The organism is Pseudomonas sp. Z3-8, assembly GCF_051131975.1.
Lineage (GTDB): Bacteria > Pseudomonadota > Gammaproteobacteria > Pseudomonadales > Pseudomonadaceae > Aquipseudomonas.
On sequence record NZ_CP071643.1, the window covers coordinates 5,156,970 to 5,177,687 of the forward strand.

14 protein-coding genes, 1 tRNA gene and 1 pseudogene are annotated in these 20,718 nt (G+C 62.9%); 5 read left to right on the forward strand and 11 right to left on the reverse strand.

The annotated features are described in order from the left end of the window. Positions 1-96 precede the first annotated feature (96 nt). Positions 97-2,622, forward strand: a complete 2,526-nt coding sequence (locus tag J3P94_RS23590) for a PepSY domain-containing protein (RefSeq protein WP_434574287.1) — start codon at positions 97-99, stop codon at positions 2,620-2,622. A 144-nt stretch (positions 2,623-2,766) separates the two neighbouring features. Here J3P94_RS23590 and J3P94_RS23595 read toward each other — a convergent pair whose 3' ends face one another. The 4 genes from J3P94_RS23595 to ptsP form a co-directional block, all read right to left on the reverse strand. Then, positions 2,767-4,308 carry an alkaline phosphatase D family protein gene (locus tag J3P94_RS23595; RefSeq protein ID WP_434569844.1) on the reverse strand — a complete coding sequence of 514 codons (1,542 nt, stop codon included), beginning with the start codon at positions 4,306-4,308 and terminating at the stop codon, positions 2,767-2,769. A 191-nt stretch (positions 4,309-4,499) separates the two neighbouring features. Further along, the gene (locus J3P94_RS23600) at positions 4,500-6,242 is read right to left on the reverse strand and encodes a PTS fructose-like transporter subunit IIB (protein WP_434569845.1); all 1,743 of its coding nucleotides are present in this window, start codon (positions 6,240-6,242) and stop codon (positions 4,500-4,502) included. 13 nt (positions 6,243-6,255) lie between these two features. Then, positions 6,256-7,197: a 1-phosphofructokinase gene (pfkB, locus tag J3P94_RS23605; protein WP_434569846.1), complete on the reverse strand. Its 942-nt coding sequence runs from the start codon at positions 7,195-7,197 to the stop codon at positions 6,256-6,258. Then, positions 7,197-10,061 carry a phosphoenolpyruvate--protein phosphotransferase gene (ptsP, locus tag J3P94_RS23610; protein ID WP_434569847.1) on the reverse strand — a complete coding sequence of 955 codons (2,865 nt, stop codon included), beginning with the start codon at positions 10,059-10,061 and terminating at the stop codon, positions 7,197-7,199. The genes pfkB and ptsP overlap by 1 nt, the downstream gene beginning before the upstream one ends. Before the next feature lie 288 nt (positions 10,062-10,349). Here ptsP and cra point away from each other — a divergent pair, with 288 nt between their 5' ends. Both cra and J3P94_RS23620 read left to right on the forward strand, forming a co-directional pair. Further along, on the forward strand, positions 10,350-11,345 hold the full coding sequence (gene cra, locus J3P94_RS23615) for a catabolite repressor/activator (protein WP_434569848.1): 996 nt from the start codon (positions 10,350-10,352) through the stop codon (positions 11,343-11,345). Between the two features lie 20 nt (positions 11,346-11,365). Next, on the forward strand, positions 11,366-12,142 hold the full coding sequence (locus J3P94_RS23620) for a TatD family hydrolase (protein WP_434569849.1): 777 nt from the start codon (positions 11,366-11,368) through the stop codon (positions 12,140-12,142). 117 nt (positions 12,143-12,259) lie between these two features. Here J3P94_RS23620 and J3P94_RS23625 read toward each other — a convergent pair whose 3' ends face one another. From J3P94_RS23625 to J3P94_RS23645, 5 genes and pseudogenes are all read right to left on the reverse strand, one after another. Further along, positions 12,260-13,189, reverse strand: coding sequence for a methyl-accepting chemotaxis protein (locus J3P94_RS23625; RefSeq protein WP_434574289.1), 930 nt, complete (start codon positions 13,187-13,189; stop codon positions 12,260-12,262). Next, positions 13,166-14,257: pseudogene (locus J3P94_RS23630) on the reverse strand (methyl-accepting chemotaxis protein); the annotation flags it as partial. The pseudogene J3P94_RS23630 and the gene J3P94_RS23625, both read right to left, overlap by 24 nt. A 325-nt stretch (positions 14,258-14,582) precedes the next feature. Continuing rightward, positions 14,583-15,419, reverse strand: coding sequence for a regulatory signaling modulator protein AmpE (gene ampE, locus J3P94_RS23635; RefSeq protein ID WP_305496891.1), 837 nt, complete (start codon positions 15,417-15,419; stop codon positions 14,583-14,585). Next, positions 15,416-15,976 carry a 1,6-anhydro-N-acetylmuramyl-L-alanine amidase AmpD gene (gene ampD / locus J3P94_RS23640; protein ID WP_434569850.1) on the reverse strand — a complete coding sequence of 187 codons (561 nt, stop codon included), beginning with the start codon at positions 15,974-15,976 and terminating at the stop codon, positions 15,416-15,418. Before ampD ends, ampE begins: the two co-directional genes overlap by 4 nt. A gap of 64 nt (positions 15,977-16,040) precedes the next feature. Beyond that, positions 16,041-18,251, reverse strand: coding sequence for a DUF1631 domain-containing protein (locus J3P94_RS23645; protein WP_434569851.1), 2,211 nt, complete (start codon positions 18,249-18,251; stop codon positions 16,041-16,043). A 267-nt stretch (positions 18,252-18,518) separates the two neighbouring features. On the opposite strand from J3P94_RS23645, the gene nadC reads away from it, so the two are divergent. Beyond that, complete coding sequence (gene nadC / locus J3P94_RS23650) at positions 18,519-19,367, forward strand: carboxylating nicotinate-nucleotide diphosphorylase (protein WP_434569852.1); 849 nt, start codon at positions 18,519-18,521, stop codon at positions 19,365-19,367. Between the two features lie 81 nt (positions 19,368-19,448). Here the strand turns inward: nadC and J3P94_RS23655 are convergent, their stop codons facing one another. Beyond that, positions 19,449-19,754 carry a DUF6388 family protein gene (locus J3P94_RS23655; protein ID WP_434569853.1) on the reverse strand — a complete coding sequence of 102 codons (306 nt, stop codon included), beginning with the start codon at positions 19,752-19,754 and terminating at the stop codon, positions 19,449-19,451. Positions 19,755-20,053: 299 nt separating this feature from the next. Between J3P94_RS23655 and J3P94_RS23660 the strand changes: the two genes are divergently transcribed. Further along, the gene (locus tag J3P94_RS23660) at positions 20,054-20,599 is read left to right on the forward strand and encodes a hypothetical protein (protein ID WP_434574290.1); all 546 of its coding nucleotides are present in this window, start codon (positions 20,054-20,056) and stop codon (positions 20,597-20,599) included. Between the two features lie 13 nt (positions 20,600-20,612). Here the strand turns inward: J3P94_RS23660 and J3P94_RS23665 are convergent. Further along, a tRNA-Thr gene (locus tag J3P94_RS23665) sits at positions 20,613-20,688 on the reverse strand. Positions 20,689-20,718: the final 30 nt, after the last annotated feature.

Below are 20,718 nucleotides of genomic sequence, written 5' to 3' on the forward strand. Positions count from 1 at the left end.
GAATGGGGCTTTTATGTGTGTTTATGAATGCTTCTCGATAACACACGGCATAATGCACGCCGTGACAAACAGTACTGAATGAACAAGGCGGGCGACGTGTTGAAGAAAACCCTGTTCCAGTTGCACTGGTTTTTCGGCATCAGTGCCGGGCTGGTCCTGGCGTTGATGGGCGTTACCGGTGCGGTGGTGTCTTTCCAGGACGAGATTCTGCGGGCATTGAACCCCGAGGTGCTGACGGTTGAAAAACAACCGGCCGGCGTCCTGCCGCCCGCCGAACTGGTGGAACAGATCGAAGCCGCCTCCGGCAAGACCGTCGCCATGCTCTGGGTCGAGACCGACAGCGGCAACGCCGCGCGGGCGATCTTCACCGCCCCGCCCGGAGAGAAACGCGGGCCGATGCGCTACTTCAACCCCTATAACGCGCAGTTCCTGGGTGACGTGGTGGGCCAGGATTTCTTCGGCCTGATGCTCAGGCTGCACCGCGTCCTGACCCTGGACGACGTAGGCCGGCAGATCACCGGCGCCTGCACGCTGATCCTGGTGTTCTTCTGCTTGTCCGGCCTCTACCTGCGCTGGCCACGCCAGTGGAAAAACTGGCGCGCCTGGCTGACCCTCGACTGGGCAAAAAAGGGCCGCAGCTTCAATTGGGACCTGCACTCCGTCGCGGGCACCTGGTGCTTGCTGTTCTATCTGTTGGCCGCCCTGACCGGGCTGACCTGGTCCTATGAGTGGTACAACAAAGGCCTGACCCGCCTGCTTTCCGATTCGCCCAAGGATGAGCGCGTGCGCACCCGTGGCCCGGCACCGAGCGGGCCGGCGCCGATCGCCGATTACCGGGCCATGTGGAGCAGCATATACAGCGCCGCCGGTCCTGGTCTGTCCGCCTACAACGTGCGCATGCCGCCGGTGGCCGGGCAACCGGCGACCGTGTTCTACCTGCTCAAGGACGCCCCCCATGACCGCGCCCTGAACCAACTGATGCTCGACCCGAGCACCGGCGTCATCAGCCGTCACAGCCGCTACACCGACAAGAGCCTCAAGGCGCAATTGCTCACCAGCATCTATGCCCTGCATGTCGGCAGTTACTTCGGCCTGGTCGGGCGGATCCTGGTGACCGCCGCCGCGTTGGCCATGCCGCTGTTTTTCATCACCGGCTGGCTGCTCTACCTGGACCGCCGACGCAAAAAACGTCAGGTCCGCCAGGCTCGCCAGGCGCTTGCAGGCAACCCTGGCGATGCCCCGGCGTGGCTGATCGGCTTTGCCAGCCAGAGCGGTTTTGCCGAGCAACTGGCCTGGCAGACCGCCGGCCAGCTCCAGGCCGCCGGGCTACCGGTGAAGGTCCAGCCGTTGGCCGGCGTCAGCGAAAAGGACTTGAACAGCGCCACCCGCGCCTTGTTTGTCGTCAGCACCTTTGGCGACGGTGAAGGACCGGACAGCGCTCGCGGTTTCGAGCGCAAGGTGCTCGGCCGGGCGATGAGCCTGGAAAGCCTGCAATACTCGGTCCTCGGCCTCGGTGACCGGCAATATGACAATTTCTGCGGTTTCGCCCGCCGTCTGCACAACTGGCTGGCGGAGCACGGCGGCAAGACGCTGTTCGCGCCGGTGGAAGTGGACAGCGGCGACCCGTACGCCTTGCGGCACTGGCAACAGCAACTGGCCGAGCTGACCGGCCAGCCTCCGGCGGATGCGTGGCAAGCGCCGAGCTTTGAACACTGGACCTTGAGCCAGCGCACGCTGCTCAACCCCGACAGCAGCGGTTCGGGCGTGTACCTGCTCGGCCTCGGCGCCCCCGGTCCGAGCAGTTGGCTGGCCGGTGACCTGGTGGAAATCCTGCCGCGCAATGACCCGTGGGCTATCGAACACTTCCTCGATGGCCTGGGTATCGCCGGTATCGCTCGGGTGCAGGTCGATGGTTTGCAGCAGACGCTCGAACAAGCCCTCGCCACGCGTCAGCTGCCGGAAAACCGCGCCCACCTGGTGGGTCTGCACGCCCAGGCGCTGGTGGAGGCGTTGGCACCGCTGGGGATGCGTGAATATTCCATCGCCTCGATCCCCGCCGACGGTGTACTGGAACTGATCGTACGCCAGGAACGTCACGCCGATGGCAGCCTGGGCATCGGTTCCGGCTGGCTGACCGAGCACGCGCCGCTGGGCAGTCCCATCAGCCTGCGGGTCCGTCGCAACAGCAGCTTCCATTTGCCGCCCCAGGGCGTGCCGATGATTCTGCTGGGCAACGGCACCGGCCTGGCCGGCTTGCGCAGTTTGCTCAAGGCCCGCGTTGCCCAGGGCATGCAGCGCAACTGGCTGCTGTTTGGCGAGCGCAACCGCGAGCATGATTTTCATTGCCGCGACGAACTGCAGGAATGGGTGACCTCCGGCGACCTGGAACGCCTGGACCTGGCGTTCTCCCGGGATCAAGAAAAGAAAATCTACGTCCAGGACCGCCTGCTGGAATCGGCCGCGTTGCTCAAGCAATGGCTGGCCGACGGCGCGGTGATCTATGTCTGCGGCAGCTTGCAGGGGATGGCGTCAGGCGTGGACCACGTGCTCAACCTGGTGCTGGGCCGCGAGGAAGTGGAAAAGCTGATCGAGCAGGGCCGGTATCGGCGGGATGTTTACTGACGAACGCTTATTTTGAATCCACCCTAAAACCCTGTGGGAGCGAGCTTGCTCGCGATAGCGGATTGTCAGTCAGCATTTTATTGACAGACATACCGCCATCGCGAGCAAGCTCGCTCCCACATTGGTTTTGTGGTGAGCTTTGGATTAAACCGGCTGCAACTTCTTCTCGAACACCGCCACGCCCTCAAGATCGCGCAACACCACGCTCATCTCCCCGCTCTGCCCGTCGATGTTCACCTCGCCAAAGAACTGATAACCGGCAAACGGCGAGGTGTTCTGCGCAGGGGGCGCTTTCTGGAATACCACTTCGGGACCGAAGGTCTTGTCCAGGGCATTGGGCCCGAAGCTGCCGGCGTTCAGCGGCCCGGCGACAAACTCCCAGAACGGTTCGAAGTCCTGGAACGCGGCCTGTTCAGGATGATAATGGTGGGCGGCGCAATAGTGCACATCGGCAGTCAGCCAGACGTAGTTGCGCACCTGATGCTTGCGCAGATAACCGAGCAGTTCGGCAATTTCCACTTCACGCCCCTGAGCCTCGCCCGGGTCACCGTTGGCGACCGCTTCCCAGCGCGGCACACCGGGGCTGACTTCGCCGTCGGGCACGCCGAGGCCAATGGGCATGTCGGCGGCAATGACCTTCCATTGCGCCCGGGATTGCTTCAGTTCGCGCTTGAGCCAGTTCAGTTGCTCACGCCCCAGGAACGGTTTCGCCGCGCCGAGGTTGGCGTCATTGGCTTCGCGGTAGCTGCGCATGTCCAGCACGAACACATCGAGCATCGGTCCGTAGCCGAGCTTGCGATAGATCCGTCCACCATGGTCGGCCTTCTGCAGGCGCATCGGCGCATATTCCAGCCAGGCCTGTCGCGCACGGCCTACCAGGCTGTGGATATCCTTGGTCTGGTAGCGCTCGTCCAGTTGCTTGCCCGGCGACCAGTTGTTGACCACCTCGTGGTCGTCCCATTGCCAGATCTGCGGCACCTCGGCATTGAAACGACGAACGTTTTCATCCATCAGGTTGTAGCGGTAGTTGCCGCGATATTCGTCCAGGGTCTCGGCAACCTTGCTCTTGGCTTCGGTGGTCAGGTTGCGCCAGATGCGGCCGCCCTCGGTGGTGACCTGCGCCGGCACCGGGCCGTCGGCGTAGATGGTGTCACCGCTGTGGATAAAAAAGTCCGGCAGGCGCAGGCGCATGGCTTCGTAGATGCGCATGCCGCCAATGTCCGGGTTGATGCCAAATCCCTGGCCGACGGTATCGCCGCTCCAGACAAACCGGATGTTGCGCTTGAACTGCGGCACGCTGCGCAAATGGCCGAGCCAGGGCTCGCTGGCGACACCGCTGCGGGCGTCTTCGAAATGCACGCGGTAGAAAATCGCCTGGTCGGGCGGCAGGCCGGTGAGTTCGACCCGGGCGGTGAAATCGCTGCGGCTGTCGGCCAGCGCCGAGACAAAGCGCCGAGGATTGGAAAACTGGCCGCGGGTGTCCCACTCCACTACCATCCGCGCCGGGCGGTCGCTGCGACTCCAGATCATCGCCCGGTCGCCCTGCAAGTCGCCCGACTGCACGCCTTCGGTCAGCACCGGCCGATCCTTGACCGAAGCAATCACCGCCGGCGCCAGCCCCGGCAGCAGCAAACCGGCACCAACGGCTTGCATTACACGGCGACGGCCCAGGTCGAATTCGCTCATGGTGTTCTCCCTTGAAATGGGAAAACTTAAGCATGTCTGTGTGAAGTGGGTGTGACAGGGACTCAGGACGCCCCAAGATCAACTGTGGGAGCGAGCTTGCTCGCGATGGCAGGGTGTCAGGCAACTAAAATGTCGACTGATACACCGCTATCGCGAGCAAGCTCGCTCCCACAGGAAACAACAGGGTTGGGTCAGGCCTTCGCCGGCTCCAGCGCCATCTCCACCGCCTCAGGCCGCTTGAGCAGCGCATAGGTCACCGCCGTCAGCAGGCTGCCCGCGACGATTGCCAGCAGGTACAGCAACGCATGATTGATGGCGTTGGGGATCAACAACACGAACAGGCCTCCGTGGGGAGCGGCGAGTTTGCAGCCGAAATACATCGACAGTGCGCCGGCAAGCGCTCCCCCGACGATACTCGAGGGAATTACTCGCAATGGGTCCTTGGCGGCGAACGGAATCGCACCTTCGGAGATGAAACACATGCCGAGGATCATGGCCGCTTTGCCCGCCTCTCGCTCGACCTGTGCAAATTTACTGCGAGCCAGGAAGGTCGCAATACCCAACCCAATCGGAGGCACCATCCCAGCGGCCATGGCCGCCGCAATCGGTGCGCCGCTCTGCGAGGCCAGGAGCCCGACCGAAAAGGAATAGGCCGCCTTGTTGATCGGCCCGCCCAGATCTACACACATCATCCCGCCGAGCAGAACCCCCAACATAACTGCATTGGCTGTGCCCATGTTGCTCAGGAAGTCGGTCAATCCATTGAGCAATTGAGCTACAGGCGGTCCTACCACATAGATCATCACCAGCCCCGTCACCAGGCTGGCCAACAAGGGAATGATCAGAATCGGCTTCAATGCTTCAAGGCTCTGGGGTAAACGTACAAGCCAACTGATCGCTTTTACGCAGTAGCCCGCCAGGAAACCCGCCACGATCCCACCGATGAAACCCGCTCCCAAAGAGCTCGCCAACAGGCCACCGATCATGCCGGGAGCCAGGCCTGGACGGTCGGAGATGGAGTAAGCGATGTATCCCGCGAGTAACGGCACCATCAATTGGAAAGCGTGGTCACCGACAGTTTTCAGCGCGGCAGCGAGTGAGCCTTGCACCTCGAATGCTTTGATCCCAAAGGCAAACGACAGGGCAATCAACAAACCACCCGCCACCACCATCGGCAGCATGAACGAAACACCGGTCAGCAAGTGTTTGTAGACGCCGCTTTTTTCCGCCTTCGCCGGACCGCCGGAAGCCTCGCTGGCGACGCTTTCCTGCCGACCTTCGGCCAAGGCCTTGTTCAGCGTGGCTTCGGCCTGCTTCAACGCGATGCCGGTGCCGCAGCGGTAGATTTTCTTGCCGGCGAAACGCTCGGTGGCGACTTCAATGTCGGTCGCCAGCAGCACCACGTCGGCCTCGGCAATCGCCTCGGGACTTAGCGGATTACGCGCGCCCACCGAGCCCTGGGTTTCGATCTGCAAGTCGTAGCCCAAGCGCGCCGCTGCCTGCTGCAAGGCTTCGGCGGCCATGAAGGTGTGGGCAACGCCGGTCGGGCACGCGGTGATGGCCACCAGGCGCGGGGCGCGTTCGGTGGAGGCCTGCGGTGCTTCGGCGAGCACGTCGGCCTCGGCCAGTACCGCGGCTTCCTCGGCGCCACGCCGCAGCACCGTATCAACGTCTTGCAGGGCCTGGGCCGGAGTGCTGCGAAATACCCGCTTGCCGACAAATCGCGACAGGTCCACCGGGCCGCTGGCAACCAGCAGCACCCACTCGGCCGCCTCAAGCGTGGCGGCCGACAACTGGCGCTCGGGGTGCGCCGGGTCATGCACTTCAACGCTGGTGCTCCAGCCCTGGCGCTGGGCCGCCGCGTCCAGCAGACGGGCGCACAACACACTGGTGACCATGCCGTTCGGGCAGGCCGTCACAATGGCTAATTTCATCTTGCGAACCCTCTTATTGTTCTGTCAGGGGGCGCACGCGCACGCCCTGTTCAAGCGACGCCAGCAACGCGGTGTCGTGGATGCCAAAACCGATCTGCGTGACCGCCATGGCGGCGATGGCCGTGGCGCTGCGCAGGGTCTGCTCCGGCGTGTACGCACCGAGCAAGCCGTGCAGCATGCCGGCCAGCAGCGAATCACCGGCGCCCACGGTACTGGCAACCGTCACCTTGGGCGGCGAAGCATGCAGCGCCGAACCGACGCTGAACCAGTTCACGCCGTCGGCGCCATGGGAAATCACCACGTGCTCGATACCCTCGGCATGCAGGCGCTGCGCCGCTTGCGCCTGGGCCAATTCGCTGACCACGGCGCAGCCCAGCGCATCGGCCAGCTCTTCGGTGTTCGGCTTGATCAGCCACGGCCCCGCCGCCAGGGCGACGCGCAAGGCTTCGCCGCTGGTATCGAGGGCCACGTTCAGGCCAAGTTGTTTCAGGCGCATGATCAGCGCCTGCAGCCATTGCGCACTGACGCCACGGGGCAAGCTGCCCGCCACGACCACTACATCATGGCCGGGGGCGATTTGCTCAAGGCGCGCCAGCAACGCCTGCTGCGCGGCTTCGTCGACCATTGGGCCCGGGCCGTTGAGATCGGTGATGCGGCCGTCCTGCTCGGCCAGCTTGATGTTGCTGCGGGTTTCGCCGGGCACGCGGATGAACGCGTCGACGAAGCCACGCTGAGCGAACAGCGTCTCGAACACCTGGGCGTTGTCCTCGCCCAGAAATCCACTGACCGTCAGCGTATGGCCGAGATCGGCCAACACCTGGGCGACGTTCACGCCTTTACCGGCGGCGTGGGCGTGCATGGCATCGCTGCGGTTGACCTGGCCCGGTTCCAGGCGCGCCAACTCCACCGTGAGGTCGAGCGCCGGGTTGAGGGTAAGGGTAAGAATCTTCGCCATTACAGCGCCTCCACTAATGCGCGCACGTCGTCGGCGCTGCCCACGGCCAAGGCCTCTTGGGCCAGGGTTTGTACTTGCGCCAGGCTCAATTCGCGAACCCGCGCCTTGACCTCGGCGATGCTGCGGGCCGAAACGCTCAATTCGTCGACACCCAGGCCCACCAGCACCGGCACCGCCAGCGGATCAGCCGCCAGCTCGCCGCACACGCCGACCCATTTGCCATGGGCATGGGCCGCGCGCACGGTGATGTCGATCAACTGCAATACCGCTGGATGCAGGCCATCGGCCTGGGCCGACAGAGTCGGGTGGCCCCGGTCGATCGCCAGGGTGTATTGGGTCAGGTCATTGGTGCCGACGCTGAAGAAGTCGACCTCCTTGGCGAGCACCGGCGCGAGCAACGCGGCGGACGGCACTTCGATCATGATTCCCAGTTGCAGGTCCGCCACCGGGATTTCCCGGCGCAGGCGCTCGGTCATGTCGCGGGCCTGGCGCCACTCGTCGACGCTGCCAACCATGGGGAACATGATCCGCAGCGGACGGTTGTCCGCCGAGCGCAACAAGGCGCGCAACTGCGCTTCCATCACCTGCGGACGCTGCAAGGTCAGGCGGATGCCGCGCACCCCGAGGAAGGGGTTTTCTTCCTTCGCGATCGGCCAGTACGGCAGCGGTTTGTCGCCGCCCACATCAAGGGTGCGCACCACCAGCGGCCGACCGGCTAGGCCATCGAGCACCTTGCGGTATTCGGCTTCCTGGGTCGCTTCGTCCGGGGCCTCGTTGTGAGCCATGAAAATCAATTCGGTGCGCAGCAGGCCGATGCCCTCCGCGCCCTGCTCCACCGCGCTGGTGACGCCGGCGCTTTCGCCGATGTTGGCGAACACTTCCACGGCGTGACCGTCGCGGGTCAGCGCCGGTTGGTGACGCTGCTCGGCGGCGGCCTTGAGGCGCTGCTCGCGGGTGTCGCGCTCTTCGGCGGCGCGTTGCAATGTGGCAGCGTCCGGGTCGACATGCAGCCGACCGCGCTGGCCGTCCAGCAGCAAGGAGGTGCCCGGCGCCAGCAGCAACACCGCTGCCCCGGCACCGACCAGGGCGGGAATGCCCAGGGCACGGGCAACAATCGCGCTGTGGGCGGTGGCGCCGCCCCGGGCGGTCAGGATCCCCGCCACCCGAGCTGGATCCAGGCGGGCCACGTCGGAGGGGCCGACTTCGTCCATCACCAGGATGTACGGTTGATCCGGCTCAGCCGGCGTTTCCACGCCACACAGTTGCGCCAGCACCCGCCGGCCGACGTCCCGCAAGTCGGCGGCACGTTCGGCAAGCAAGGCATCCTGCAGGGCTTCCTGTTCTTTCGCGGCGGCTTCGATCACGCCCATCCACGCCGCTTGCGCGCTCTCGCCCAGCTTCAAGCGGGTGTCGACCTCGTCGGTCAGCTCCGGGTCGTCGAGCATTTCCTGATGAGTGATGAAAATTTCGCGGATGGCCTTGGCCTTCGCGCGCTCGATCAAGCCTTCGATGTCGCGGCGCACCTGGCTCAACGCCTTTTGCAGGCGCTCGCGCTCGATGGCCGGTGACTCGCCGCGCAACGGATAGTCGATGTCTTGCAGCACTTGAACATGCGCCGGGCCGATGGCGATGCCCGGTGCGGCGGCGACCGCCTGGAGCAGGCTGCCGGATTCGGGCGCCAGCATCACGCTGGCGACTTCGGCGATGGTGGTTTCCCGTGGCGCGCTCGGTGGCGGCAGCGGTTCGACCTCTTCGCCGAGCCCCTCTTCGACGGCGGCCAGCAAGGCCGGCAGCGCATCGGCGGCAATGCTCGGCTCGGCGATGAACTCCAGGACCTGGCCGCGACGGGCACCCAGGCTCAACAGTTTGCTCAGGCTCTTGGCCGACACGGCGCTGTCCTGGCCGTCGACGATGCGCACGCGGATCTCGCCTTCGAAGTTTTTCGCCAATTGCGCGAGGATTTTCGCCGGACGCGCATGCAGGCCGTGGGCATTGGCCAGGCCGATGCGGGCGCTGGGCCAGTCGGCGGGCAGCTCGCCGCCCAGCACTTCGAGGACCTTGCGACTGCTGGTGGCGCGGCCCAGTTCGTGGCCGCGACCTTCGATCAGCAGCGCGCAGAGTCTTTCCAGCAAGGCCTGATGGGCCTCGCCGAGGCTCGCCAGGCAGAACAGTCCGCTCAGGGGCTGGCCGAGGTAGCGGATGGGTTTGTCCGGCGTGACGAAAGCCAGGCCAGGGCGCTTGACGGTCTGTTCACTGTGCAGCCACCACAGGCCGTCGCCCAACGGCAGCGCCTCGACCTGCTGCAACACACCGGCGAAGCCGTTGCTCACGCAGTCGGCCTGGCGCAACAGACGAGCGCCGCGCCACACCAGTTCTTCGAAATCGTCGGCCGACACGCCGAGGCCAATCATCTGCGCATCCAGCGCCAGTTCCTGCGGCGCGCCTTGCAGCAGTTTCAACAGCGCCTCGGCAGACCCGGCGCGGCGCAGGGCCTGACCCAGGTCCGTCTCGCCGAGGGCGCGGGTCAGCAGTTGCAACAGGCGCAGGTGCTCGTCGGATTTGGCCGCGATGCCAATCGCCAGGTAAACGATCTGGCCATCGCCCCAATCCACGCCGTCCGGGAATTGCAGCAAGCGCACGCCGGTGGCATACACCAGGTCGCGGGTCTGCGGGGTACCGTGGGGAATGGCAATACCTTGGCCAAGAAAGGTCGAGCCCTGGGCCTCGCGGGCTTGTAAACCGGCGAGGTAACCTTCGGCGACCAGGCCATCGGCCACCAGTTTGTCGGCGAGCAATTGCAGCGCGGCGTCTTTATCCACAGCCACCTGGGCCATGGATATCTGCTCTAGAGTGAGCTCGAGCATGCTTTCTCCTTTTTGGCGTCCGGTGGGCGCCAGGTATTGTTTTGAATGAATCAGCTTAGCGTGTGGGACAGCTTCCGGCGGTATCGCGGCAGTGCGGCCAGAAAATCCCGAGAGCCTGAAAATACGCTTGCTGAAACGTTTAATCTAGAAAGATTGGCACGTTACTCGATAATCTCTCATCCTTGAAGTGCAACTTGTCGAAAGCGCCTCGGGGGTGACCATCGTGCCGAATCGGGTAGGATGGACCTTCAATGTCGCGGCACACTCGAAAAAACAAGGAAAACCGGGTTGAAACTCAGTGATATCGCCCAGCTTGCCGGTGTGTCCGTCACCACCGCCAGCTACGTCATCAACGGCAAGGCCGAACAGCAACGCATCAGCAACGCGACCGTCGAACGGGTGCGGGCGGTGGTCGAAGAACATGGCTTCACGCCTAACCCCCAGGCCGCCGGGCTGCGCAGCCGGCATACGCGGACGTTGGGTTTCATCCTGCCGGACCTGGAAAACCCCAGCTATGCCCGTATTGCCAAACTCCTGGAGCAAGGCGCCCGCGCCCGGGGCTATCAACTGTTGATAGCCAGTTCCGACGACGCGCCTGACAGCGAGCGCCAATTGCTGCAACTGTTCCGCGCCCGGCGCTGCGATGCGCTGATCGTCGCCAGTTGCCTGCCGGCCGAGGACGACAGTTACCGTCAGCTCCAGGCCAAGGGTATCCCGATCATCGCCATCGACCGGGTGATGGAACCGGCACACTTCTGCTCGGTGATCAGCGATGACCGCCAGGCCAGCCTGCAACTGACCCGCAGCCTGCTGGACACCCACCCGCGGCAGATCGCACTGATCAGTGCCCGTCCCGAACTGAGCATCAGCCAGGAGCGGGCCGCGGGGTTCCGCGAGGCGCTGGCCGGGTTCGACGGCCAGGTGTTGATCGAACACGGCGAGTCGTTCAGCCGTGAATGCGGTCGCCAACTGATGGACGAGATGCTCGCGCGCCTGGGGCATTTGCCCGATGCGCTGATCACCACGTCCTATGTACTGCTGCAAGGCGTGTTCGACGCCCTGCATGATTTTCCGCTCAAGTCGCGGCCGCTGCGCCTGGGCACGTTTGGTGACACGCAACTGCTGGATTTCCTGCCGCTGCCGGTCAATGCCATGTCCCAACAGCATCAACTGATCGCCGCCAAGGCGCTGGAACTGGCGCTGGCAGCCATCGAGAACGATGACTACCAGCCTGGTGTCCAGGCGATTGCCCGCACGTTCAAACAGCGTATCCACCAAAGCTGAGGATTTTCCCGGATCGAACCATGGAGCTGATCGACACCCACACCCACCTGGACTTCCCGGATTTCGACGCGGATCGCTCGGCGCTGCTGGCCGAAAGCCGCGCCCTGGGCGTTCGGCAAATGGTCTTGCTGGGGGTATCTCGGGACAACTGGCAACGGGTCTGGGACCTCGTGCAAAGCGACCCCGACCTGCATGCCGCGCTGGGCCTGCACCCGGTGTACCTCGACCAGCATCGTGGCGAAGATCTTCAGCAATTGCATGACTGGCTGGCCCGCCTGGCCGGGCATCGGCAGTTGTGTGCGGTGGGGGAGATCGGCCTGGACTATTACATCGAGACCCTGGACCGTGATCGCCAGCAAGCATTGTTCGAGGCACAACTGGGCCTGGCCGTGGAGTTCGAACTGCCGGCACTGATCCATGTGCGCCGCAGCCACGCCGCGGTGATCGCGACCCTGAAGCGTATCCGCCCCGCCCGCACCGGCATCATCCACGCCTTCGCCGGCAGCTTCGAAGAGGCCCGCGAATACCTCAGGCTCGGTTACAAGCTCGGCCTCGGCGGCGCCGCGACATGGCCGCAGGCTTTGCGCATGCACCGGGTGCTGCCAAAGCTGCCGCTGGAGGCGGTGGTACTGGAGACCGATTCACCAGACATGGCCCCGGCGATGTTCCCCGGCCAGCGCAACAGCCCGGCGCATTTGCCGGCGATTTGCGCGGCGTTGGCGCAGATCATGGGAATCAGCCCGGAGCGACTGGCCGAGGCCAGCACGGCCAACGCCCGCCAACTGTTCAATTGGTGACAACCTGTGGGAGCGAGCCTGCTCGCGAATACCGTGTATCAGACACCCTATGCGCGACTGATACAGCGCATTCGCGAGCAGGCTCGCTCCCACATTGGAACGGTGTAGACACAGGAATCAAACCCGAAATGCATTGATCAACTGCTTGAGCTGCACCACCTGCGCGGACAGCTCGCGGCTGGCGTCTTCGGTCTGGTGCGCGCCTTCGGCGGTGCGTTCGCCGGCGCGGTTGATCTCGACGATGTTCTGGTCGATGTCATGGGCGACCGCCGTCTGTTGCTCTGCGGCCGCGGCGATCTGCTGGTTCTGGTCGACGATCATGCCTACGGCGCCGAGGATATTTTCCAGGGCCTGCTGGACCCTTTCCGATTGGCCAACGGTGCCGCTGGCCATTTCATGACTGCTGCCCATGGCCTTGACGGCGGCACCCACGCCGTTGTGCAGCCGGCTGATCATCGCCTCGATTTCCTCGGTCGATTGCTGGGTTCGCTTGGCGAGGGTCCGGACCTCATCGGCCACCACCGCGAACCCACGCCCCTGCTCGCCGGCCCGGGCCGCTTCGATCGCGGCATTGAGCGCCAGCAGGTTGGTCTGCTCGGCGATGCTCTTGATCACATCCAGTACACGGCTGATGGCCTGGCTGTCGGTGGCCAGTTGATTGATCACTTGCACCGACTGATCGATTTCACTGGCCAGCCGGGCGATGCTGCTTTGCTGTGATTCAACCAGGCCGCGTCCGCTAAGGGTTTCATCATTCACGCTATGGGCGCTGCTGACCGCCGCCGCAGCACTGCTGGCGACTTCCTGGGCAGTGGCCGACATCTGGTTCATCGCCGTGGCGACCAGCTCGATCTGGCTGCGCTGCCCGGCCACGGCCTGGTTGCTCTGGGCAGACACGGCTTGCACCTGACCGGCCTGGCGCTCGACCTCGGCAACCGTGCGACCGACCTGCTCGATCAAGTCATGGATTTTCGCCACGGTGCCGTTGAACACTTCACCCAGCTCGCCCAACTCATCCTTGCTGCGAGCCACGAAATTGACTGTCATGTCGCCGGCCGCGACCTTGTCCATCATTGCGCCCAAGTGCTTGAGCGTGGTGCGAGTCGAGGCGTAGAAACCGGCGTACAGGTAAAAAATCAACAGGAACACCACCGCCAATGCCACCGCTTGCAGCACCATGTGGCTGCGGTTCTGCTCCAGGCGGTGCTGCAACTGGACACCGAGAAAACCCAGTGTCACTTCGTTCAGCCGATAGGTCTGTTCCATCAGGCCGCTGACCTGCTGGTAAAACGCCGACCAGGGGGCGTCGAGCGTATCAGCCATCACCACCTGTTCCTCGATCAGTTCGGCGGCCTGTTTGAGGGAATTCTTGCTGACGCCAGCCTGCTCGGCAAGCGCCTGCCCGGCCGCCTTGCTGGAGCCAAGGGCGTCCTGCAATTTCAGATCATATTCGCCCTGGAGTTTTTCGACCTGTACCAGCAACTCGTCAAACCGGGTGCTCGAAGCAGAATTGAGGAACCCCAAGCCCAACGACGAAGCCCCCAGCGCACGCCCTTCGCCCAGGATCTGGGTGACCTTGGGGGTCACGCCGACCATCAGCTCGCTGAGTTGGCGGATGTCGCCCTGGTTGTCGCGGCTCAGGCCCGCCTGGCTGGCAATGACCTGGCCAAATATCTGCGCGTTGTTGAGCAACCTGCCGATCAACGCGCTTTTGCTTTGCAGTGAGCTTTCGGCCTGCTGGGCCTTGAAGGCGGCAATCATTTCGTCGCGCTTGGCATCGAAGGCGCTGACGTGCTCAGGCTCTGCGGCCATCGCCTGCATGCCTTGCAGGCGCGCGAGAATCTGTTGCTCCAGGGTGCCGATCCGGCTTTCCACGTCGCCCGCCTTGCCGGACTGGCCCAGGCTGGCATTGATCTGCACCAGGTTGTTCAAGGTCTCCAGGTCGCGGCGCAGAGCCAGGCTGCTGCCCAGCAAGTCGAGGCTTTGCAACTCGACTTGGGTGCCCTGAAACTCCCGGTAGGAATCACGTACCAGAAAGAAGTTGGTCACCAGCATCGGCAGCAGGAACAGCACACTGATCAGGCTGAACTTCATGCCGAAGCTCAGGCGGTTCATCAGGGCGACGGCGGGCCAGAGCAAACTCTTCACAAGGAAGTCTCCCGATAATTATTATTTTTATAGGCGCGCGGGCAGGCAGCAGAAGGCCACTATGCGGACGCTGCTTCTGTATAGCTTAAATCGGCGGGGAGATTTGTAACTTAAGGTTAACGAGAGGAATGAGCGCAGCCCACCGTGGCGAGGGAGCTTGCTCCCGCTGGCCTGCAAAGCAGGCCCCTGGGTTTTTTCAAGCAGATTTCTTTGGCCGGGTTGCGGCTGCTGCGCAGCCGAGCGGGAGCAAGCTCCCTCGCCACAAAAGCTGTTGGCCACAAGATCCGTTCTATCAGGCCAACACCGTCCACAACGCAAACCCGGCATACCAGAGTACCGCCGCGCGCAACAGCAGTTCCCACAGCCGATCCAGGCTGTTGATGCCGTCCGGCCCGGCGACGGGGGTCGGGATCTCGCCGGCCACCAGGCCTACCTTGTTGATCAGGTCGGCCGCGCTGATGTTCCAGTTCAGCAGTTCGTGCAGCATCACCCGGCTGACCGCCACGAAGTTGCCCACCAGGGCGAAGCTCGCCGCCAGCAACCGCACCGGGACCCAATCGAACGCGTGGCGCAGCTGCGCCGCACGCTCGGCCACGCCGGGGTTGTGGCTGTGTTCGGCGGCCAGGGCGAGCAATCGATAGCTCAGGGCAGCCACCGGGCCCAGCAGGAAATACCAGAAGATGACTGCAAAAAAACTCTGGTACGCCTGCCACAGCAAGTGCCCCTGGACCCGCTCCAGCAACTGCTCGCCGCCATCGGCATCGATGTTCAGGTCGCGCTTGGCCACATGATTCGCTGCCTGCAAATCTTCACGGCGCCAAGCGTCGCGAAACGGCCCGAGTTCAGCCAACAGATCGCCGCGCCCCAGGCTGTAGATCACCACCAACAGGTGCACCGGCAGTGCCAGCAGACCATAGGCCACCGGCTCCAGTACCCACAGCAGCAACGCCAACAGCGCCACCGGCAACAGCACCATCACCATCAGCACCAGCCAGGGCCGATTGACCCAGCGTGGGCTCGCTTCGAGCTTGTTCAGCTCGCCCAGCCAACCGCCGTCACGCTGGACCCGCTGGCGCAGGGCCGAGAATTTCTCGATCCAGACTGCCAGCAGCAACACCAGAAAACTCATTGTCCTTCCCCTTCTGTCAGGGCCGCGCGATAGCGCGCCCAGTCGAATGCCGGTCCCGGATCGGTCTTGCGCCCCGGGGCAATGTCGCTGTGCCCACAGATGCGCTGTACCGTGATCGCCGTAAACGCCGCGCGCAACTGCCGGGTCAGGTCCACCAGGGCGACATATTGCGCGTCGGTGAACGGCAGATCATCGGTGCCTTCAAGCTCGATGCCTATGGAAAAATCGTTACACGTCTCCCGCCCTTCGAAGCACGAAACCCCCGCGTGCCACGCACGCTCCAGACAAGAGACAAACTGCGTCACCGCGCCGTCACGTTCGATCAGAAAATGCGCAGAAACGCGCAGGTCGGCAATACCGGCAAAGTAGGGATGTTCCGTGACATCCAGACGATTCTGGAAAAATTCCTGCACCTTGCCAGTCGCGAACTGTGCCGGCGGCAGGCTGATGTTGTGGATCACCAGCAGAGAGATCTCGCCTTCGGGGCGCGCATTAAAATTGGGCGAAGGGCAATGACGCACGCCATCGCACCAACCGCTCACGGGGTCCAGCTGCATACGGGTTCCTTCGATGACGACGGTGATTGCCGCCAGTATGCCGCGATCTACGTCGGCTGCGCGATCACTTGCCGCGATTGAGCTGGCGCAGGTTGCCGAGAACAGACTCCAGTGCCCGGTCGAACAGCAGCGTGTCGTCCAGCAGACGTGCCGCTCCCCGGCGGAACTCCAGGGCGAGGCTGGTGCGGCTGTGCTCCAGGACCTTGAGGCCGGTGCGGTTGACGAAAACGAACTTGCCGGTGGCCTGGATGATCGCCGCCAGCTTGCAACGCAGGCTGTTGTCTTCGTCTTCCTGGAACTCTACCCAGCATCCCAGGCGCAATTGATCGACCTGAAGCAGGACTGCATCATCAGCCGGCAAACGCACGGTCGGCTCCTGCGCGGGCGTCTGTGGCGCAGTGCGAAGGACGATGGGTTCCGCCACTTCGACCATGACCGGCAGATCCACCGGCTCGCCAGCCTCCGTTGCCTGGCCCAGCCGCTGCAGGGCCTGGACATGAAGCAGTTCCAGCTCGCTGAAAAATTCGCTGGTGGCGAACGGATCGAACGCCGAGCGACTCAGCCCCTCGCGCAGGGCCTTGAGCAGCTCCGGCACCATCGCCAGCAAACGCAGGCCCGCATCGGCCTCTTCGTGATGCTGGACACTCCAGACCAATTGTTCCAGGGTCAGCACGTCGGCCCGCCATTCGGCTGAATGCTCGCCATGCTTGAAGCCGGTCAGCAGCAGCACCTGGCTCCAGGCCTGCTGCACAAAATCCACTACGGCCTGGGGCAGGATTTTGCCCAACATGACCTGGTTCAGTGCCCCTTCGACCCGCTGACGAGCCAGGTCGGCCTTTGCCCTTCCCTCTTCGGCGTCACGGATGCGCTGCTCAAGCAATTCACAACGGCGGCGCTCGTCGCTGGTGAACGCCAGGAAATCGGCCAGCACTTCGGAAAATATCGCCGGATCGTCGACGAAGTCGTTCAACAGGCGCTGCACCACCTGCTCGATGCGCAGGTAGAGGCTGTCGCGCTGAGGATCATCGCAATCACCCCAACCCATCGCCGCCGCTGCGATTTCATTGAGCAGCCGGCGCGCCGGATGATTATTGCGACTGAAAAAACTCTTGTCCTGCACCGCGACCTTGAGCATCGGGATCTGCAGCCGGCCGATCAAGGCCTTGAGGGAGTCCGGCAGGTTACGGTCATCAAGGATGAATTCGAACATCATCGCGATCAGGTTGATCACGTCTTCGTCCGCGCCTTCGACCACGCGGGATTTGCCGCTCTTGACGCTGACCCGGGTCAACAGCTGTTCAAGCTGGCTGCGCAGGTCGAAGTCATCCTGAACCGAGGGGGCCGGCACGTATTGCTGCAAATGAGACAACAAGCGCAAAAGGTCACGGGTCGTGATTGGCTGGGCCGGTGCACTGGGCTCAAGGGTCGGCGCGACACTGCCGCGCACCTGGACCAACAACTTCTGCAAAGTGGCGAAGACTTCGTGCACGCTGTCATCGACATCGTCGACCCTTGGCCTGGCAGGCCCGGCAGTGCTGGGTCGAGCAGGCTCTTCGACACGGTCCGAGGCCCGCCGCGACGGAGAAACCTTCAAATCCGGCAAGATCCCGGTTGCCGCCAATAGCTGATTGGCCTCGGAATAAAGGTTATCGCATTCGCTGAGCACATACCGCTCGAAGAGCTTGAGCAGGATCAGCTTGACCTTGATGCCTACGCCCAGGTTACGCCCGGCCTGGAGAAAATTCTCACACAGCAGGGCCGGGCTCAAGGGGTTGTGCTGGTTCGCCAGGGGCCGCGACAGTAACGCGCCGAGGCGCGCCGTGAGTTGATCGAGAGACAGGCCATCGCGACTGAGCACCCGGGTGACCATGGTTTCCACCGCCAGCCGGCGTTCGAGGTCATCATGGTTGGGATGGGCCGGTATGGCGCCCAATACGGGCGCGAGGGTAGCCTGGGTCAGATCGTACTGGGCAAGATTGACGAACGCCTCGAAAAACTGCTCGAGGAATTCACGTTCGATGCTCTTGCGCTTCAGCCGCAGGTCTCGCATGGCTTCGAAGTAGAGGTTCTGCTCCACATCGTTCCGCGCCCGATCGGCCATTTCGAACAAGGTATCGTCAGCGTTATCGAACAATTCCTGCAAGCCAAGGCGCAACTGCTGCGCAGCCTTGTCGCGAACCTGAAGCAGAATCACAGGCAGGCGGGCGAGCGGCGAGCGACTCGCCTGATCGGTAGACGCCTTGTGCAAAGGCACTACATTCCCGTCGTTGTGCATCCTGGCCTCCTGAAAGGGTATTCTTCGGTTCGCGACGTCAAAGTCATGGCGTCAATCGAAAGGCGGATTATCGGGTAAAAGAACCCTGGCGCACCAGTGGACACTTGTGAACCAGCTCGAAATACTCGGAACAAGTGACAGGACAATCGGGAAAATGTTGCGCCCATGCGACCAAATGCAGGTTTCATTCGGGTGCGCGCAAGTGGCGCCTTGGGTTCGCCTGCAGCCTGGCCCTATAATCCGGCCACTTTGTTTGTGGAGCCCGTCATGCCGAATCTACGCCTCGCCGATCTGACCGCCGAAATCGAAGCCAACGTGCGCCGTGCGTTGCTCGAAGACATCGGCAGCGGCGACATCACCGCACAACTGATCCCCGCCGAACGCCTGGCCAAGGCCACCATCATCACCCGCGAAGCCGCGATCATCAGCGGCACGGCCTGGGTCGATGCGGTGTTCAGACAACTGGATCCCCGCGTCGCGGTGCATTGGCAAGTGCGCGACGGCGACCGGGCAAGCCCCGACCAGGCGCTGTTCCACCTCGAAGGCCCGGCTCGCTCACTGCTGACGGGCGAACGCAGCGCGCTGAACTTCCTGCAGATGCTCTCGGGCGTTGCCACCCGGGCCCGCTACCTCGCGGACTTTGTTGCCGACACCCAGGTCAAGTTGCTGGATACCCGCAAGACCCTGCCCGGGCTGCGCCTGGCCCAGAAGTACGCGGTGACCTGCGGCGGCTGCCATAACCATCGCATCGGCCTCTACGACGCCTTCCTGATCAAAGAAAACCATATCGCCGCCTGCGGTGGCATTGCCCAGGCTATCAGCGCCGCCCACAAGATCGCCCCGGGCAAGCCGGTGGAAATCGAAGTGGAAAGCCTGGCGGAATTGAAAGAAGCGCTGGCGGCCGATGCCGACATCATCATGCTCGACGAGCTGAGCCTGGACGACATGCGCGAAGCCGTGCGCCTGAACGGCGGCAAGGCGAAACTGGAAGCCAGCGGCGGCATCAACGAAAGCACGTTGCGCCCGATCGCCGAGACCGGAGTGGACTATATCTCCATCGGTGCGATGACCAAGGACGTGAAAGCCGTGGACCTGTCGATGCGGCTTAGTCTCTAAGGAGCTGCGAGCCCCAAGCTGCAAGCTTCAAGCGGTTCGGCGCTTGTCTTGCAGCTTGGGACTTGTGGCTTGTAGCTGCTTTTAAACTACAAGATTATTCATCTCGCAGTACTCATCCCAATCCACACCCAACACCTCGGCCGCCTCCTTGTGCAAGATAAGGCGCTGCGCCTCGAACTCTTCCGGCGTACTGGTGTACTTGAGTGTCAGCTCCCAAGGCTGCAGGCCCTGGGCTTCAGCCTCATCCTCGAATGCCCACTGGACCTGGTCTTTCTGATCATCGGCGGACAAGTCCTTGATCTCATCGCGCAACTGCGGCGTTTCTTCGAGGTACTTTTCCAGGGCTTCTTCGTGTCTGGCTTCTTGGGACAATTCTTTAGCGGTCATGGCGTTCTCGCTGATCTGGGAATGGAAGATGGATCTGGATCATCAAGGATCTCTCTGACGCAGGAAGCCGTTGGAAGCTCGGTTTTCCTGGCCTTCAGAACCATTCGTGGATCATCTGAAAACTGCTGGGCGATGCTCATGCAGGTGACGAATATAGGATGTTTTGGCAACGATTTACACGGCTCTTTACATCCACCGCAGAAAAAATCTCATGCCTGACGGCAAGGTGCCCAGGAACATTTGTCATGGCAACCAGTCATAGCGATGTGCCATATCAGCACTTCTTCAGGAACCCAATGATGCGCAGTCTTGCGAAACGTTCGTCGACCCGGTTTGCAACCACGTCCCTCCTGCTCGGCAGCCTGACCTTGATCGGTGCCGTTCAAGCGGCAATCGAAGTTTCCTCCGGCACCCCTCTGCCGTCTGACACTATCCCGCTGCTTCGCAACTCATTCGACAAGGATATTCTGGTCAAGACCAATATCAGCGTGGGTGATCTGGAAAAACTACCAGAAGCAGTCAAGGACAACACCGCCGAGCTGGACAGTCAGAAGCGCACCCTGGGCGAGCAGGCCCGACAAATCGAAGAACTCAAACGCAACAGTGGCTCCAGCTCCACCTCCAGCAGCAAGGAGATAGACGATCTCAAGCGCATCATCAAGGAACAGGAACGCGATCTGAACGACCTTGGCAAGCAAGTGGAAGAACTCAAGCGCAACAGCGGTTCCAGTTCGAGTTCGAGCAGCAGCGAAATTTCGTCCCTGAAACGGGAGCTCAGCGATCAGGACAACGAAATGACACAGCTCAAACGCACGGTCGAGGAGCTGAGCAGGAAGGTGAAATAACCAGGGGGGGGGTTGGTGCCCGAGACAGGAATCGAACCTGCGACCTTCGCGTTACGAGTGCGCTGCTCTACCGACTGAGCTACACGGGCGGTGGCTAAACCTAGCATCGTCCCCGGGGG

What these genes read in the sequence shown, in the direction of transcription:
- ampE (WP_305496891.1), bottom strand. Translation starts at nt 15,419, where the DNA reads ATGAGTTTTCTGGTGTTGCTGCTGGCAGTCTGGATCGAGAAATTCTCG.
- J3P94_RS23660 (WP_434574290.1), top strand. Translation starts at nt 20,054, where the DNA reads ATGCGCAGTCTTGCGAAACGTTCGTCGACCCGGTTTGCAACCACGTCC.
- pfkB (WP_434569846.1), bottom strand. Translation starts at nt 7,197, where the DNA reads ATGGCGAAGATTCTTACCCTTACCCTCAACCCGGCGCTCGACCTCACG.
- nadC (WP_434569852.1), top strand. Translation starts at nt 18,519, where the DNA reads ATGCCGAATCTACGCCTCGCCGATCTGACCGCCGAAATCGAAGCCAAC.
- ampD (WP_434569850.1), bottom strand. Translation starts at nt 15,976, where the DNA reads ATGCAGCTGGACCCCGTGAGCGGTTGGTGCGATGGCGTGCGTCATTGC.
- J3P94_RS23645 (WP_434569851.1), bottom strand. Translation starts at nt 18,251, where the DNA reads ATGCACAACGACGGGAATGTAGTGCCTTTGCACAAGGCGTCTACCGAT.
- J3P94_RS23625 (WP_434574289.1), bottom strand. Translation starts at nt 13,189, where the DNA reads ATGACAGTCAATTTCGTGGCTCGCAGCAAGGATGAGTTGGGCGAGCTG.
- J3P94_RS23655 (WP_434569853.1), bottom strand. Translation starts at nt 19,754, where the DNA reads ATGACCGCTAAAGAATTGTCCCAAGAAGCCAGACACGAAGAAGCCCTG.
- ptsP (WP_434569847.1), bottom strand. Translation starts at nt 10,061, where the DNA reads ATGCTCGAGCTCACTCTAGAGCAGATATCCATGGCCCAGGTGGCTGTG.
- J3P94_RS23595 (WP_434569844.1), bottom strand. Translation starts at nt 4,308, where the DNA reads ATGAGCGAATTCGACCTGGGCCGTCGCCGTGTAATGCAAGCCGTTGGT.
- J3P94_RS23600 (WP_434569845.1), bottom strand. Translation starts at nt 6,242, where the DNA reads ATGAAATTAGCCATTGTGACGGCCTGCCCGAACGGCATGGTCACCAGT.
- J3P94_RS23620 (WP_434569849.1), top strand. Translation starts at nt 11,366, where the DNA reads ATGGAGCTGATCGACACCCACACCCACCTGGACTTCCCGGATTTCGAC.